Raw genomic sequence first — 15,365 nt, forward strand, 5'->3', positions numbered from 1 at the left:
GCCGTGACTTCGCACCAACGAGCGATCGGCGGAGGGGAGACCAACAGGCCCACCCTCGCCATCTCCCAACCGATCCAGCAGTACATCACGCCGCAGACAAGGTCGAGTTCGGCGACCGTCGGCGCGTCCCGTCGCGACCCCGCGGATTAGGTAAAAGCCACCCCGACAAAAGGTTCCGCTGGCACGCTGCGCACGAACCGCCGGTGACCACTGCACGGCGCCGTGTTCGGTCGTTGTGCGGATGCGGCGGGTCACGTCGGGCACCCGGCAGATCGGCGGCGTGCATCCGGATGAGTGTCATGCCGTCTCGGGCGACGATGACCCGCTCGTGCCGTCGCAGATGAAAGCGGGAGCCGAACCGTTAGCCGGTGAACCGCTGCACGACGGCGCGGACCTGCTCGGCAGGCTGCGCATACCTGGGACCAGGTTGGATGCGCGTGAGGCTCAACGGCCTCGGCTCGCTGGCTGAACCGGCTCAGAATCGACGCGATATCGCCGTCACAATCTCGTCAGGCGCTTCCTCGGGGACGAAGTGGCCGGCGCGCGGCACCGCGACAACCTCGGTGTCGGCGAAGTCGCGCTTGATGCGGGGCAAACACCCCCTGGGGCGAAACACCACGTCGCGCATGCCCCACACCGCGATGACAGGTTTGCCTCCCAGCGCACCAGGGATCTCACGCTCAAGTCGGCACAACCATTCGCGTGCCGCACGAATCTCCCGGGGCATCACGCCAAGTGCCACGCGCGCATCGTGATTCGGTTGTACCTGCCGATAGTGATCTGCCTCGAGCGGACTGAGGACATCGCCGAGGCCGGCGATCAGGAACTTCTCAACCAGGAGATTGTTGTCGAGTATCCGCCTCTGACACGGTCGACTACTCATCACAGCGCTGAACGCGCGGTTGGGCATCGCGTCGATGGGCCACAAAGCGGTGTTACACAGTACAAGTCCCCGCACTCGCTCGGCACGCGGAATAGCTGCACCGACTCCGATCGGACCACCCCAGTCGTGGCCCACCACCACGAACCCGTCGAGATCGAGGTGATCGACCAACTCGCCGAGCACCTCGGTCAACTCGACAATGGTGAAACCGAAATCACTCGGACGCTCAGACAGGCCGAAGCCCATGTGGTCCAGAGCAATACACCGGTATCGGTCACGCAGTCCGGTGATCACGCGCCGATAGAGGAAGCTCCACGTAGGCGATCCATGGCAGAACAGCATCGGCGTCCCCTCGCCTTCATCGACGTAATGCACGCGTCCCGATGACGATGCGAACCATCTCGATCGAAATGGGTACACCTCACGGTCTGGTATGAAACCAATCCGCACCTCAACCGCCTTCCTCTACGATCGCACAGCAACTAGAGATATTCTCTAGAGAACTTCTCTAGTGTCTACTATGGCCGCATGCCCGCGCAAGCACTCGACATCTCCCGCCGCGACGCGATCCTCGCTGCAGCACTGGCGTTGTTCGACGCGGACGGTTACGCCGTCACCACGATGTCAGCGGTGCAGCGCGCAGCGAGGGCGAGCACCGGCAGCTTGTATCACCACTTCCCCAGCAAGGCTCACCTTGCTGCCGAGTTACAGGTGAGAGCGCTCGCCGACTATCGAGATGGACTGCTCACCGCTTTGGGCAATGGCGATGTCGATGATGCAGAGGGCGGCGTACGAGCGGTTGTGCACTTTCACCTCCGGTGGGTCACCGACAATCTGGATCGCGCACGACTGCTGTACACGCTGCATGATCCACAGGTGTCCGTACTGGCGGCGGAGCGGATAGCGGCCGTCACCTCTGTGCTCTTCACCGACGTCGGCTCGTGGTACGAGCGTCAGCGATCGGGCGGCCGGGTACGCGATGTGCCGATCCACGTCCTGTCGAGTGTGTGGATCGGCCCCGCCCAGGAGATCGGACGTACGCACCTGACCCGGCGATACGACCCCGGCGGCGTGCTCGAGTTCGCGGACGACCTCGCAACTGCGGCATGGCATGCTTTGCGCGCGTAGCCGATTGGCGTGAATTCGCCCAATCTCACCAAGGCGATCGTTTCGGAACTCGACGGTGGCGGAGCCACTCTCCTCGACCCATCGTGGGAAGAAGATCGTTCCGTGGAATCTACGCTCTCCCGGCGGGACGTTGACAACGACGCTCGTTCCGGTTGACTCATTCCAGGACACCTGGCACCCGTCGTCGTCGAGCTGCACAAGGGCCACGCGTTGATCCTTCACCCGCCAACCGACGCCACGAGTTTGTAGACGATCTGCTTCTGGTTTTGCTGTACGCGGATTTCCACTGTGAGAGGTAGATCGACGACGCGGTCACTGACGCCCTGACAGGTGTGGTCGTCGAGCCGACCGAGGGCGTCGTCACCCGACGCAGTACCCGCGCCGATCAGCATTCCCGCCGCAGCCGCGGCCGCGAGCGCTCCGGCTAGCAGCCGGCTTCTCACGCATGGCGGACGGGCAACGCTGGACACGTATCGGCCCGAACCTCGCAGATGTGCGTGAACCCAACGGCCACCAGATCATCGAATAGTGGGCACCCCCGTCACATTGGACGATGACCCGCTTCCTCCCGCCTCCCCACGTCGAATCGGCGAGGGCGCCACACGGCGATTGCCAGCCATGCCACGATCACCGCCAGCACCAACGGCATCGCGTGAGCGGACTCCCCTTGATCTCGCCACACGACAGGTGGAATCCGCCGGCCAGCTGTTGCAGCACCGCGAGTGCAATCGCCGCGATCAGCGACAGCACGGGCACGATCCCGGCCATCTCGGGAAGGACGAGACCGATCGCACCGGCCACCTCCGCCGCGCCGATCGCCCGACATCGGGATCGTGGCGCCCGCCCAGGCCATCATGGGCGCCAACTGCTCTTGACTGTGTCAACTTCGTCCCGCCGACATACAGGTAGAACACTGCCAGCTACGCCGCGATGATCCAGTACGCGATCTCCATGTCGCCTCCAGTGGTTACGATCGGATGTCACCATCCTGGTCGCGAGTGCGCGACCACACCAACCGACGTCGCGGAGAACAGGATGCCGAGATCACCAGAATCGGTCACCCCTGTCTCCACCGGGCTCGACCACATCTTCCCACCATGGCTACGCCTCGACGACCTCGATCCCGTAGGCCCGCTATGGCGGGCCGCGCAGATCTTCCGGCTCGCATCCTTCGGCTACGCACTGGGCTTTCAGATCGTGGTGAACCACGACCTGGATCGGCCGGGTCTGACGTGGGCGTTGTTCGGCTTGTTGACCGTCGCCAACATCTGGTGGGCGGCGGGCTATCTCGTGGGATTCGGCCGGCGCTGGTGGTTCGTGGCGTCGGAAGTCGCGGTTTCGGCGGTGATGATGCTGTCGACCTCCTACGTCGCCGACATGGCGTGGGTGGCGAACAACCAGACCTGGCCGACGACACTCTGGATGACCAATTGCGTTCTCTCCAGCGCACTTCTGGGCGGGCCCTGGTGGGGACTGCTGGGCGGGGCCGCGGTGGGGTTGACCAACTTTTATGTCAAGGGCGAGATCGTGCTCAACTTCGGCCGCAACGCCACCGCGTTGCTGCTGTTGATGACCGGCATGGCGATCGGACTCGCCGCGTCGCGGGCGCGCGTCACCCACGAACGGCTGACCACCGCGATCCGCGCGGCCGCGCAGGCCGCCGAACGCGAACGCCTTGCCCGCGAGGTCCACGACGGCGTGCTGCAGGTGCTGGCACTGGTCTCCCGACGAGGCACCGAGATCGGTGGTGAGACAGCACAACTCGCAGGTCTGGCGGCCCAGCAGGAGCAACGCCTGCGCCGGCTGATCGCAGCACGGCCGGCCGACGGCGGCTCCGACACGCAGACCGATCTCGGTGCAGCACTGCAAGCGTTGGCCGCCGACGGGGTGTCGGTCAGCGCACCGCCCGATCCGGTTCCACTGCCGGCAACGGTTCTTGCCGAAGTGATGTCGGCCATCGACAACATCCTCACCAATTCCGCACTACACGCCGGACCCGAGGCGCACAGTTATGTACTTCTCGAGGACCTCGACGAGGAGGTGATCATCAGCGTCCGCGACACCGGGTTGGGGATCGCACCGGGTCGGCTAGCGCAAGCGAGAAGTGAAGGCCGGATGGGTATCGATCGTTCGATCGTCGGACGCATCGAGCACCTCGGCGGCAGGGCACAACTACATTCGGCGCCGGGCATGGGAACCGAATGGGAGCTGACGATCCCGGTGGAGAAAGGCAGACGGCGATGACAGTACGTGTGATGGTGGTCGACGATCACCCGATGTGGCGCGACGGGGTCGCCCGCGACCTGACCGACGAAGGATTCGAGGTAGTCGCCACAGCCGACGGCGTCCGCGCGGCCACTGCCCGCGCCGCGGCGGTCCAGCCAGACGTGGTGCTGATGGACATGCAGATGCCCGACGGCAGTGGCGCGCAAGCGACCAGCGAACTCCTCGCCGTCTGCCCGGGCGCCCGCGTGCTGGTGCTCTCGGCATCCGACGAGCGCGACGACGTCCTCGACGCCGTCAAGGCAGGTGCCACCGGTTATCTCGTGAAGAGCGCGCACCGCGACGAACTGGTGGCCGCGGTCCGCGCCACTGCCGAGGGACAGGCTGTGTTCACTCCCGGTCTGGCCGGATTGGTCCTCGGCGAGTATCGGCGGATCGCTCGCGACCCGGGCCCCGACACCCCCGTGCTGACCGACCGGGAGACCCAGGTGCTGCGTGAGGTCGCCAAGGGTCTGTCGTCCAAGCAGATCGCCGCCAGGCTGTCGATCAGCCCACGTACCGTCGAGAACCACGTCGGGGCGACCCTGCGGAAACTACAGCTGGCCAACCGGGTCGAACTGGCACGGTACGCCATCGAACACGGCCTCGACGACGACTGACACCATCCGCCCGAACGACGCCGGCCAGAGTTCTCAGCAGGTCATCGGGCTTCACTCACGGCATCCGGGTAGATCTACTCAAGATCGGCGGCCTCCGAGCCAGCACAGTGGTCCCCATGAACCACGCACCTACCCCAGGCGGGCCCACGCCCGCCCCGAGTGACACGACGGTCACGGTCCTCGAGCGGATCAGCGGCCAGTTCGCCGACATCGCCCGCTCCATGACCTCCATCTCCGACGACATGACGACGTTGCAGAGCATCCTCGGTGCCGCGCCCGTTACGGCGCAGCCCTCGCCACAGCCGGTTGCGCCACAACCGGTTGCACCTCAGGCCGTCCCGTCCCCGCCTCATCACCACCAGTCGCCTGCACCCTATGCGATCCCCACCTATCAGCCGGTGCGGCCCGCACCGTACGCGATGCCGGTTGGGCCGATGCCGTTCAACCCCATGCCGGTCGGGTCGATGCCACCCCGTCCGCCCTATCCTCCGGCCGGCCACCGTCCGCCGATGACACCAAGAAGGACTATGTCCGAGCGGATCTCGCAGGCCGCCGAGCGTGGACTCGTCGGCAAGCTCCTCGCCGCGGCCGGCGTCGGGATCACCTTGATCGGCGTGGTGCTGTTACTGGTTCTGGCCGCGCAGGCCGGTCTGCTCCGGCCGGAGCTACGGGTGGCCGGCGGCGCACTATTGGCTGTCGCACTCGTCGGCGTCGGCACCGTTCTCGGCCGAGATGCCAGAAGGCGTTCGGGTGCTGCGGCCCTCGTCGCCACCGGCGTGGCCGCCGCGCTGTTCGACGTCCTGGCGATCACCGCGATCTATCACTGGGTGCCCGACTACGTCGCGCTGATTGTGGCGGCGGTCATTGCCGCAGGTGGCCTCGGGGTCGCGCACTGGTGGAACAGTCAGGCACTGGCGTTGATGGTCGGCATCCCACTCGTGGCGTTAGCGCCGTTCATCACTGGCGAGATCGATGACCTACTCGTCGGCTTCTTGCTCGTTTACACCACCGCCACCCTGTGGATTCAACTGGGCCGCAACTGGATTGCGATGTTTGCGACCAATACAACCGTCGCCACGCTCCCCCTGTGCTACGCAGTGGTCGAGGGTATGCTCACCTACCAGGATGACGTGGAGTGGTTCGTCATCGTCGCCCTGAGCCTCAACATGCTCCTTGCGACAAGCTCGGCGCTTGTCCTGCTTCGCAGTTCGACGCAGCCACTGATCCTGACGCTGGTCGCGTGCGCCACTCTGGTCCCGATGCTCGGGGCAGCTGCAGTCGCAGGCCCGGCGGTCTCCTCGATCATGCTGGCGCTGACAGCCGTTGCCTTGGCGACTCTGGCGTTGGGCGCCGGTCGGCTGCGCGGTGTCACATCCGCGGTGCAGACGGTGTGGCTGTCGGCGAGTGCCGTTGCCACCTGTGGTGCGCTGATAGCCGGTCTCGGCGGCCCCGGTCTCGTCATCGGGCTTGCCGGTGTCGGTCTCGTCGTCGCTGTTGGCGCCTGCGTCACAAACCAATTGGCGTTACAGTTGCGGATCGTCGGCACCGTCTTCACCGGCCTCTCGCTTTTCGGGTCGCTAACCCTCGGAGCCATCGATCGCATGGTGCTCAGGAACTCGTTGTCGGCAACCACGCAGGCTCAGCTGGTGATCGTCGCGGCTGTATCGCTTGCCGCGGTCGCCACTCTCACCTGGTCGTGGGCCCGCGTTCGTCGCAGCGACGTGCCCGCCATCGGAACCATCGGCAGCCTGATCTCTCTGGGACTGGTCACCGAGGTCTGCGTCGGTCTCGGAGGCGCTATCAGCGGAGGCGCTGACAGCGGGTTCCGCGCGGGTCATACCGTCGCGACCATCGCATGGGTGCTGACCGCCGCAGCCGGACTGATCTGGGCTCGTCGACTCCACGGCTCGTCCCGCACCCTCACGGTAACGGTGAGCTTGGTGATCGTCGCCGCCGCGGTCGCCAAGTTGTTCCTCTTCGACCTCGCCGCCCTCGACGGGCTGTTCCGGGTCATCGCCTTCATCGTCGTCGGATTGCTCCTGTTGACACTCGGTGTGGTCTACGCACAGTCGTTGAACTCCGATGGCGGCCGGACACACCCGAGGACGCCATGACCGTCGTGGCCGCGCGCCCAGTTGTCAGCGGCAACGATCTGCGCTGCCAGACCATCGAATGGGTTGTCCAGCCGAGGGATAGTCATGGATACGACCCGACGGCGGCAACGACGCATTCAGGGCAGTGGGCCGCCGACGCCGACATCATCCGCAGCGCCTACGTCGATCATCCCGAGGACGACGACCGGGGTCAGGCCGGCATGATGGTGCACGAGGTCCTCGACGCCGCCCACGGGACGCTTGGTGGACAGGCGTTGTCGCGAGACCTGATCGACAGCGTAGCGAGCCCACGCTGGAGAAGGCCTTCGAGTACCGGTTCCGGGTCGACTCCGATCTGCCACGCCACGATCTACAAGGGCGGCACCGACAAGGCCATCGAACCCACCCCGAAAAAAGGGGGGACGAGCGGGGGCAATCCGGCGCGCTCGGCGATGCAGCAGAAGGTCTGGCTCGGCAGCCGGATACAGATGCCGCGTTGGTGGTGGGAGGATCGAGGCATGGAATTCGACGACGTCATCCGCACGACCTTCGCTGCACGCGAGTTCACCGACGACCCGATATCCGACGAGGTGCTGTGGGAAATCCTCGATACCGCGCGCTTTGCGCCCAGCGGCGGCAACCGGCAGGGTGCGCATGTGACCGTGGTGCGCGACCCGGACACCAAGCAGGCGATTGCCGAATTGAGCAAGACCGGTGCGCGCCGCTATCTGGCCCAGCGTGCGGCGCGTGAAATGCCGTGGAATGTCGTGCATCCCAGCGCGGTCACCGACGCCGACCTCGCCGCTACCGAAGGCGTCGACGAGTTCGTCGCCCCGCTCGCCGCCGCGCCGGTGCTGCTGGTGGTGACGGTGAATCTGGAGGTCGTGGCGTCGATGGACAAGGAGCTCGACCGCATCGGCGTGGTGCCGGGTGGTTCGATCTATCCGCTGGTATGGAACATCCTCACCACCGCACGTTCTCGGGGATACGGCGGCACGATCACCACGATGGCCGTCACCGAGGAACCCGGCGTCCGCGAACTCCTGGCGATCCCCGACACCCACGCGTTGGCGGCGGTGCTACCGCTGGGCAAGCCGGTCAGACAACTCACCCGGCTGCGGCGGGAACCGGTCGAGGACTTTGTGACGCGAGAACGCTTCGACGGCAACGCGTTCACGCGATAGCCCGGCACCCCATGCTAGTTCACCGATTCCGTCAGTCGACAGATTCGGCATGGCGGTCGTCGAACACCCGCCCGCGGGACGCGCGAGTATGTCAAACACCCTCGGCCCGGCCGTGATTGGACGATAATGTCTCGACCGGCACCGATCATTCCGGCACCAATCATTCCGGCCTCGATCAGTCCCGCACCGATCAGTCCAGTAGCGACTCGAAGGGCGAGTGGCAACGCCAGTTGAGAATCTCGAAGGCATGTACGCGCTGATGCGGTAGGCGAACATGATCATGCACTTCTTCTCCTCGAGGACATCCCGACTCTCGCGAAAACAGTTGGTGTGGTGATCGATCTGGTCCTTGTCGACGTCCGTCTCCCACCCCCGTCCATGTGCAGGCCGGCATCGTCATTGCCGATGGCTCTCCCCCGACGCGCGTCGAGGAGCGGGTGCCCGAACACGTCGAGGTGATGGAGAACGCCACGGGTGTCGATGATGCGGTGCCGGCGGCAGAACGGGCCATGTTTGGAGAGCATCGCTGCACCAGGCGCTCAAAGTCCTCGCGAGCGTCGGGATGTTGGTGACCGACCATCAGTTCGTTCGTCGGCTCGACCTCGCCGGAGGTTGTGCCGCAGTAATGATCACCGCCCGCGGCAGTCCGGTTGGGCGTTCAGTTGACGGCATCCGCCAAGGCGTCGGCGGCGCGCACAAAGGCCAGATGCGACAAGGCCTGAGGGACGTTGCCCACCTGCCGCAGGTTGCGCGGGTCGTATTCCTCGGAGAACAACCCGAGGTCGCTGGCGGTGCCGCAGGCCCGGGTCATCAATGTCTCGGCGTCCTCGACCCGCCCACTGCGAGCGTACTGTTCGACGAGCCAGAACGTGCATGCCAAGAATGGGTGTTCGGTGCCCGCGACGCCGTCGACACCCGATTCGCAGCGGTAGCGGGCAACCAGTCCGTCGGGCATGAGGTCGCGTTCGATGCGCTCGACGCAGGCCAGCATCCGCGGATCGTCCGGCGCGCAGAAACCCACCTGCGGCAGTTGCAGTAACGCCGCGTCGACCTCATCGGTTCCCTCGTACTGGACGAAGTACCCGCCGTCAGGATCGACCATCCGTCTGTCGATCTCCGCGCGGAGTTCGTCACGGTGACGTTTCCACTTTTCGAGCGGGCCGGACAGTCCGAAGTCCTCGATCGCCTTGACCCCGCGGTCGAATGCGGCCCACCCCATCACCCGGGAATGGGTGAAGAATCTCGGCTGCCCACGCATTTCCCAGATGCCCTGGTCGGGCTGGTCGAGGTAGGCCTCGACGCGTTTGAGCAGTTGCCGTTGCAGCGGCCACGAGTAGTCGGTCTCCGGGAGACCCGCGTCGCGCGCGGCATGCAGAGCGCACATCACCTCGCCGAGCGTGTCGGCCTGAAACTGATCGACTGCGGCATTGCCGATCCGGACCGGGGCGGAGTCCTCATAACCGGGCAGCGAGAGTTCACGCTCGGGGAGATCACGCTCTCCGGCAATGCCGTAGAGGATCTGGACCCGCGCGGGGTCGCCGGCGATCGCGCGCATCAACCAGGTGCGCCAATGGTCGGCGACGTGGACGAAGCCGTGGCGGATCAGTACGTCGAGAGTCAGTGCGGCATCTCGCAGCCAGACATAGCGGTAGTCCCAGTTACGCTCTCCGCCAACCATTTCTGGTAGTGAGGTGGTCGCGGCTGCGACGATGCCCCCGGTATCGAGATTCGACAGGGCCCGCAGGGTGATCAACGATCGGACGACCCGATCATGATGTGGACCATTATGCTCGATGTGTCCGGCCCACTGTGTCCACCATTGTCTGGTCTCCAACAGAGCCGCGTCGACGTCGAGAGCGTCGGGCTGGGGTGTGTAGGAGTGGAACCAGGTCAACACAAGGTCGCGGTGATCGCAGGCCGCGACAGCGAAGTCCGCGCGGTGAACCTGATCGGTGGCATGCAAGGCGACGCCGCGGATAAGGACGGCGTCGGGGCCGGCGATTGCGAGCAGTCCCGGCTGTTCACCGTCGCTGACCTGGCGGACCCATGGAACCGCCCGCGCATAGTCAAAGCGCATGCGCAGGGAGGTGGTGAACTCCACGGTGCCGGTGATCCCGACCACCCGGCGGACCAGATCGACGCGACCGCCGTTGATCGGCATGAATTCGTGCACCTCGGCGATACCGGATTCGGTTTCCCACCGCGTGACGAGGATCATCGTGTCCCCGTCGTAATGGCGGTCGGCCACGGTCGCCTCACCCGTCGGCTTCAGCGACCAGCTGCCGTGTTCGTGCGAGCCAAGCAGGGCGGCGAAGATCGACGGTGAATCCAAACGTGGCACGCACAGCCAGTCCACGCGTCCGAACCGGGAGATCAGGGCCCCAGTCCGGCAGTCACCAACAAATCCGTAGTCCTCGATGCGGGTGGTCATCAGACGATTCTTCCCTGCGTCGGTCCGCTCAGGGGAGTACTCAGCTCGAGTCGGTCCAACGCCTACTCGCATCCGCACCTGCGCCGATGCGGGTGCGAGTAGGCGTCGGACGAGGTATGCCGCGTCCACCGGTTCGGTGTTCACCGGACATGGTCACCGGGAGAGGCCATGCCGAAGACCGCCCTGATCCTCCTCGGAGCCACCGGTGATGTGACCAACGACGAGGATCTCGGGGTGGGGGCGCGCAGAGTTCAATCGCGGGCGCTGGCGCAGTGCGGGACATGATGCGGAGCCACCTGATGTACCCGCTCGTCGTGGTGGCGATGGATTGGCCGGCGACACTCGGAGAACATGACCTGCGTGATGTGACGGGCGCGGCGCCGCGGGCGACGTAGATCTGGGACGGCGACGCGCTCGCCATCGCCGTCGGGGGCGCTACACCGCGGGAGAAGTCGACGGCAAACGGGCTGCCGTCCTGCGTCGATGAGAAGGGCGTCGGCCCCGCGCGGAACACCGAGATGCCGGCCGAGGCCACGTCCGGCGCGCGCACCCCGCTGGGATGGGGTGCCGTTCCCGTTGCGCTCCGGCAAGGCCCTGGCTCCGCCGGTCACGGCGATAGCGCTGACGTTCCGCCCAGTGCGACATCTACCCGAGCAGTTCGGCGCCGAGGTGGCACCGAATGTGTTGCGGCTCAGGCTGGGTCCAAATGTGATGAACGCGCAACTGAAAATCCACGACGGCACCAACCCGTTCGCCGTCAAGACCATCGACTTCAACGCAGACCTCGGCCATATGTCGCTCCGGGCCTACGCCGAGGTGCTCTCGGGTATCCTTGACGACGACGCCACCCTCGCGGTCCGCGGCGACGCGGCCGAACAATGCTGGCGCATCGTGCAACCGGTGATCGACGCGTGGGAGGCAAACAAGGTGCCGCTGGAAAATTACTCCGCGGGCAGTTCGAGCCCGCAGTCCTGGCGCGGACTCTGAGGGCATCGGCATGAAGTCGACAGCCCGCCTGCAGATCGCCGATGTGACAGTCCACTTCGATGTCGCCTCGGAGGTTGCATTCGACTATCTCAGCGACCCCGGACGCCGCGCCGAATGGCAGGCCAGCCTGCTCCGAGTAACCGACGAGGCCGATGTGGGCGAACCGGGTGCTACCGGCTCGAGTTGGATCGACATCACCGCGGTCCCCTTCGTCCGGCCGGCGATGGAGGTCGTGGAGAGCCGCCGCGCACAGCGCTGGCGCGAGATCGGACGGTGGGGGCCGGTCGACGCGGCACTGACTCTCGACTTCGAGGCGCAGGGTAAGTATTCGACGCTCGTGCGGGCACGTGCCCATCTGACCGTGCCGATGCTCGCCGCACCCGGTTTGCTCGGTGTCCGCGTCCTCGCTCCCGCCGCGCTTGCCGCGGATCTCCGCACTGCGGCAAGGCTTCTCCGAGACAGTCAGATAACCGACCATCGCCAGGATGCATGATGAGCGACCGACCACGACTCACCCCGGACGCCACCCATCCGATCACCGTCGAACCGACACCCGGTCGGGTACGGGTATGGCTGGGCGAGCAACTCATTGCCGACACCACGCACGCGATGACGGTGCGGGAGGCCACTTATCCACCGGTGCAGTATATTCCGCGTGATGACGTCGTCGCCGACGTGCTTACCGCGAGTGGACACGGCACATACTGCCCGTACAAGGGTGACGCCGGCTACCACGGTCTGCGCGGCGCTGATGGTACCGAGGCCCCGAACAAGGCATGGTTCTATGCCGACCCCTATCGGGCGGTCGCTGAGATTGCCGATCATCTCGCCTTCTATCCCGATGCGGTACGCGTAGAGGTCGAGTGAAGTCCGAAATGATTGTCCACAACTATTGCGAAATGACCGCGAGCAGATAGATCACGGCGGCGGCCAGATCAGGATGCGGGGAACGCTGCGGAAGGGCCGTCGGGACTCGGCCGAGAGGGTGGTCGTGGATGCGAATCCGACGAAGGCGCGGACCGCGACAACGATGTTGAGACCCATCGAGCCGGGGTCGATGTGCGAGGTGAAGGCCGCCGAGTATCCGGCCCCGCGGCGACTGATCACCAACCACAACAGCATCCACGCCCGGGCGCTGTTCGCGCTGTCGCGCGCCGGGTATCTGCCGAAGTCGTTCGTCTCGGTCACCAACTCCGGCAAGGCGCCAACGCTGGCGCTGATCGTGCCCGGCGTCATCGGACTCGGCCTGTCGCTGACCGGTGAGGGCGCGATGCTGCTGACCACGGCGGTCTTCGAGGGTCGCGCTCAGCTACATGCTGATGGTGACCAGCCAAATCGTCCTGCGCGTCCGCGAGCCACAACCGCCGCGCCCCTACCGCACTCCCGGCGGCATCGTCACCACCTCGTTCACCCTCGTCGTCGCCGTCCTGGCGGTCGTCGCGACCTTCCTCATCGACATCACCGCCACCGGCGCTCTGATCGTGTTCGCCGTGATCATGGGCTATTTTGGCTTCTACAGCCGCAAGCGGCTCGTCTTCGCCACCGCCGACGAAGAGTTCCAGGCCATTCCCGACGCCGAAGAAGGACTCTCGTGACCTACCGTCAGACACTGCGCGGACAGACCTACACCTTCGCCGACCTCGTCGAGGTGCTGGCCAAGGCCACGCCCGCACGATCCGGCGACGAGCTGGCCGGGTGCGCCGCGGAGTCCGACGCCGAGCGGGCAGCCGCCGCCTGGGTGCTCGCCGACCTCCCCCTGAAGGTGTTCCTCGAACAGATGGTGGTGCCGTACGAGTCCGACGAGGTCACCCGGCTGATCGTCGACACCCACGACCGCGAGGCCTTCGCGCCGGTATCGCACCTGACCGTCGGCGGGATGCGGGACTGGTTGCTCGAGCAGGTCGGCGATCCGGACGGCCCGCGTCGGCTGCGCGCCGTCTCACCCGGGCTGACCCCAGAAATGGTTGCGGCAGTGAGCAAACTGATGCGCAACCAGGACCTGATCGCCGTCGCCCGTCGCATCGAGGTGATCTCGGCGTTCCGCACGACCATCGGATTGCCGGGCCGGCTGGCGACACGGCTACAGCCCAACCATCCGACCGACGATCCGCGCGGCATCGCCGCCGGGCTGCTCGACGGATTGCTGCTCGGTTGTGGTGACGCGGTGGTCGGGATCAACCCGGCGACCGACTCACCGCTCGCCACCGCCACCCTGCTGAAATTGCTCGACGAGGTCCGTACCCGCTTCGACATTCCGATGCAGTCGTGTGTGCTCTCGCACGTGACCACCACCATCGGGCTCATCGAGGAGGGCGCGCCGGTCGACCTGGTCTTCCAGTCCGTCGCCGGAACCGAACGTGCCAACCGCGGATTCGGCGTCGACCTCGCCGTGCTGCGCGAAGCCAACGAAGCCGGACGATCATTGAGGCGTGGCACGGTCGGCGACAATGTCATGTACCTGGAAACCGGTCAGGGGTCCGCACTGTCAGCGGGCGCGCACCTGGGCACCGGGGGTCGGCCGGTTGATCAGCAGACCCTGGAGACCCGCTCGTATGCGGTGGCCCGGGCACTGGACCCACTCCTGGTCAACACCGTCGTTGGATTCATCGGGCCGGAATACCTGTTCGACGGCAAGCAGATCATCCGCGCCGGCCTCGAGGATCACTTCTGCGGCACGCTCCTCGGCCTGCCGATGGGTGTCGATGTCTGCTACACCAACCATGCCGAGGCCGATCAGAACGACATGGACACCCTGCTGAGCCTGCTCGGCCTGGCGGGCTGCCCGTTCGTCATCACCGTGCCCGGCGCCGACGACATCATGCTGGGCTATCAGAGCCTGTCCTTTCACGACGTGCTCTACCTGCGCGAGGTGATGGGACTGCGCGCCGCACCGGAATTCGAGGCATGGATGCAGACCATCGGCATGGCCGACGAGGGCGGACGGGTCACCCCCCTCGATCCACACACCTCACCGCTGCGCGGACTGGCCGCCTCATGAGCACCGGCAACACCCCCGCCCACGACCCGTGGGATCCGATGCGGCGCACCACACAGGCACGAATCGGATTGCAGCGCAGCGGATATACCCTTTCGACGCGCGATGTACTCAGCTTCCAGGCCGATCACGCCGCCGCCCGCGACGCCGTCCACACCCGGATGGATATCAACACCGTTGGCAAGGGACTGCGGGAGTTGGGTTTCGATGAGCCGATCGCGGTGACCAGCCGCGCCTCCTCCCGCGCCGAATACTTGCGTCGACCCGACCTCGGCCGGATGCCCGCGGATCTGTCATCGATCGAGTCGTCGGGGGCCGACATCGGCATCGTCATTGCCGACGGACTGTCGGCGACCGCCGTCGACACCCACGCCGTTGCCCTCGTCGACGCCCTGACATCTGTTCTACTGCCGCAATTCACCGTCGCACCACCGGTTCTCGCCTCGCAGGCCCGAGTGGCTCTCGGCGACCACATCGGCGAAGCACTCGGTGTGGAGACGCTGATCGTCATCATCGGCGAACGGCCGGGCCTATCGGTGGCCGACAGTCTCGGGATCTACCTCACGTATGCGCCCGAGCCGGGTCGGCGTGACTCCGAACGCAATTGCATCTCCAACATCCACCCGCCCGACGGTCTCGGGTACGCCGACGCCGCCCGGATCGTCGCGGCGCTGGTGACCGGCGCCCGGCAACTCGGCGCGTCCGGTGTAGCCCTCAAGGACACCTCCGCGGGCGAGGCCGCGGAGGTTTCGGCGGAGCACTCGGGGCTCACCTGAGCGCAC

15 protein-coding genes and 3 pseudogenes are annotated in these 15,365 nt (G+C 65.9%); 12 read left to right on the forward strand and 6 right to left on the reverse strand.

Annotation, left to right across the window (positions count from 1 at the left end):
* Nucleotides 1-475: 475 nt before the first annotated feature.
* Nucleotides 476-1,333 carry an alpha/beta fold hydrolase gene (locus tag EF294_RS14910; protein ID WP_123931481.1) on the reverse strand — a complete coding sequence of 286 codons (858 nt, stop codon included), beginning with the start codon at nucleotides 1,331-1,333 and terminating at the stop codon, nucleotides 476-478.
* A 78-nt stretch (nucleotides 1,334-1,411) separates the two neighbouring features.
* Between EF294_RS14910 and EF294_RS14915 the strand changes: the two genes are divergently transcribed.
* Entirely contained in the window at nucleotides 1,412-2,011 is a 600-nt protein-coding gene (locus tag EF294_RS14915) for a TetR/AcrR family transcriptional regulator (RefSeq protein ID WP_123931483.1), read from the forward strand.
* Between the two features lie 57 nt (nucleotides 2,012-2,068).
* On the opposite strand, the pseudogene EF294_RS22565 reads toward EF294_RS14915, so the two are convergent.
* The 3 genes and pseudogenes from EF294_RS22565 to EF294_RS21690 all read right to left on the reverse strand — a co-directional run.
* Nucleotides 2,069-2,233 (reverse strand): annotated as a pseudogene (locus tag EF294_RS22565) (phenolic acid decarboxylase); the annotation flags it as partial.
* Nucleotides 2,230-2,481 (reverse strand): hypothetical protein, encoded by a 252-nt coding sequence (locus tag EF294_RS14925; protein ID WP_246007882.1) that lies wholly within the window; start codon nucleotides 2,479-2,481, stop codon nucleotides 2,230-2,232. The pseudogene EF294_RS22565 and the gene EF294_RS14925, both read right to left, overlap by 4 nt.
* 157 nt (nucleotides 2,482-2,638) lie before the next feature.
* Nucleotides 2,639-2,836 (reverse strand): annotated as a pseudogene (locus EF294_RS21690) (DoxX family protein); the annotation flags it as partial.
* Between the two features lie 210 nt (nucleotides 2,837-3,046).
* On the opposite strand from EF294_RS21690, the gene macS reads away from it, so the two are divergent.
* The 4 genes from macS (at nucleotide 3,047) to EF294_RS14950 (ending at nucleotide 8,170) form a co-directional block, all read left to right on the forward strand.
* Nucleotides 3,047-4,255, forward strand: a complete 1,209-nt coding sequence (gene macS, locus EF294_RS14935; protein ID WP_123931485.1) for a MacS family sensor histidine kinase — start codon at nucleotides 3,047-3,049, stop codon at nucleotides 4,253-4,255.
* The gene (locus EF294_RS14940) at nucleotides 4,252-4,893 is read left to right on the forward strand and encodes a response regulator (RefSeq protein WP_123931487.1); all 642 of its coding nucleotides are present in this window, start codon (nucleotides 4,252-4,254) and stop codon (nucleotides 4,891-4,893) included. Before macS ends, EF294_RS14940 begins: the two co-directional genes overlap by 4 nt.
* 527 nt (nucleotides 4,894-5,420) lie before the next feature.
* Nucleotides 5,421-7,007: a DUF2339 domain-containing protein gene (locus EF294_RS14945; protein WP_246007883.1), complete on the forward strand. Its 1,587-nt coding sequence runs from the start codon at nucleotides 5,421-5,423 to the stop codon at nucleotides 7,005-7,007.
* Between the two features lie 497 nt (nucleotides 7,008-7,504).
* The gene (locus tag EF294_RS14950) at nucleotides 7,505-8,170 is read left to right on the forward strand and encodes a nitroreductase family protein (RefSeq protein WP_123931722.1); all 666 of its coding nucleotides are present in this window, start codon (nucleotides 7,505-7,507) and stop codon (nucleotides 8,168-8,170) included.
* 658 nt (nucleotides 8,171-8,828) lie between these two features.
* On the opposite strand, the gene EF294_RS14960 is transcribed toward EF294_RS14950, so the two are convergent.
* Nucleotides 8,829-10,601, reverse strand: a complete 1,773-nt coding sequence (locus EF294_RS14960; RefSeq protein WP_123931491.1) for a glycoside hydrolase family 15 protein — start codon at nucleotides 10,599-10,601, stop codon at nucleotides 8,829-8,831.
* Between the two features lie 299 nt (nucleotides 10,602-10,900).
* Between EF294_RS14960 and EF294_RS22190 the strand changes: the two genes are divergently transcribed.
* The 4 genes from EF294_RS22190 to EF294_RS14975 all read left to right on the forward strand — a co-directional run bounded on the left by EF294_RS22190 (nucleotide 10,901) and on the right by EF294_RS14975 (nucleotide 12,455).
* Nucleotides 10,901-10,996 carry a hypothetical protein gene (locus tag EF294_RS22190; protein WP_246007897.1) on the forward strand — a complete coding sequence of 32 codons (96 nt, stop codon included), beginning with the start codon at nucleotides 10,901-10,903 and terminating at the stop codon, nucleotides 10,994-10,996.
* A 169-nt stretch (nucleotides 10,997-11,165) separates the two neighbouring features.
* Entirely contained in the window at nucleotides 11,166-11,588 is a 423-nt protein-coding gene (locus EF294_RS22195; RefSeq protein ID WP_246007884.1) for a hypothetical protein, read from the forward strand.
* Between the two features lie 10 nt (nucleotides 11,589-11,598).
* Entirely contained in the window at nucleotides 11,599-12,081 is a 483-nt protein-coding gene (locus EF294_RS14970; RefSeq protein ID WP_123931493.1) for an SRPBCC family protein, read from the forward strand.
* A complete protein-coding gene (locus EF294_RS14975; RefSeq protein WP_123931495.1) occupies nucleotides 12,081-12,455 on the forward strand; it encodes a DUF427 domain-containing protein in 375 nt (124 codons plus the stop codon). The genes EF294_RS14970 and EF294_RS14975 overlap by 1 nt, the downstream gene beginning before the upstream one ends.
* A gap of 51 nt (nucleotides 12,456-12,506) precedes the next feature.
* Here EF294_RS14975 and EF294_RS14980 read toward each other — a convergent pair whose 3' ends face one another.
* The gene (locus EF294_RS14980) at nucleotides 12,507-12,776 is read right to left on the reverse strand and encodes a hypothetical protein (protein WP_246007900.1); all 270 of its coding nucleotides are present in this window, start codon (nucleotides 12,774-12,776) and stop codon (nucleotides 12,507-12,509) included.
* On the opposite strand from EF294_RS14980, the pseudogene EF294_RS14985 reads away from it, so the two are divergent.
* From EF294_RS14985 to eutC, 3 genes and pseudogenes are all read left to right on the forward strand, one after another.
* Nucleotides 12,712-13,183 (forward strand): annotated as a pseudogene (locus EF294_RS14985) (amino acid permease); the annotation flags it as partial. The gene EF294_RS14980 and the pseudogene EF294_RS14985 overlap by 65 nt on opposite strands.
* Nucleotides 13,180-14,586, forward strand: a complete 1,407-nt coding sequence (locus tag EF294_RS14990; protein WP_123931497.1) for an ethanolamine ammonia-lyase subunit EutB — start codon at nucleotides 13,180-13,182, stop codon at nucleotides 14,584-14,586. The pseudogene EF294_RS14985 and the gene EF294_RS14990, both read left to right, overlap by 4 nt.
* Nucleotides 14,583-15,359 (forward strand): ethanolamine ammonia-lyase subunit EutC, encoded by a 777-nt coding sequence (eutC, locus tag EF294_RS14995; RefSeq protein WP_123931499.1) that lies wholly within the window; start codon nucleotides 14,583-14,585, stop codon nucleotides 15,357-15,359. The genes EF294_RS14990 and eutC overlap by 4 nt, the downstream gene beginning before the upstream one ends.
* The last annotated feature ends 6 nt before the right edge of the window (nucleotides 15,360-15,365 follow it).

Source organism: Gordonia oryzae (genome assembly GCF_003797185.1).
GTDB classification, from domain to species: Bacteria; Actinomycetota; Actinomycetes; order Mycobacteriales; family Mycobacteriaceae; genus Gordonia; species Gordonia oryzae.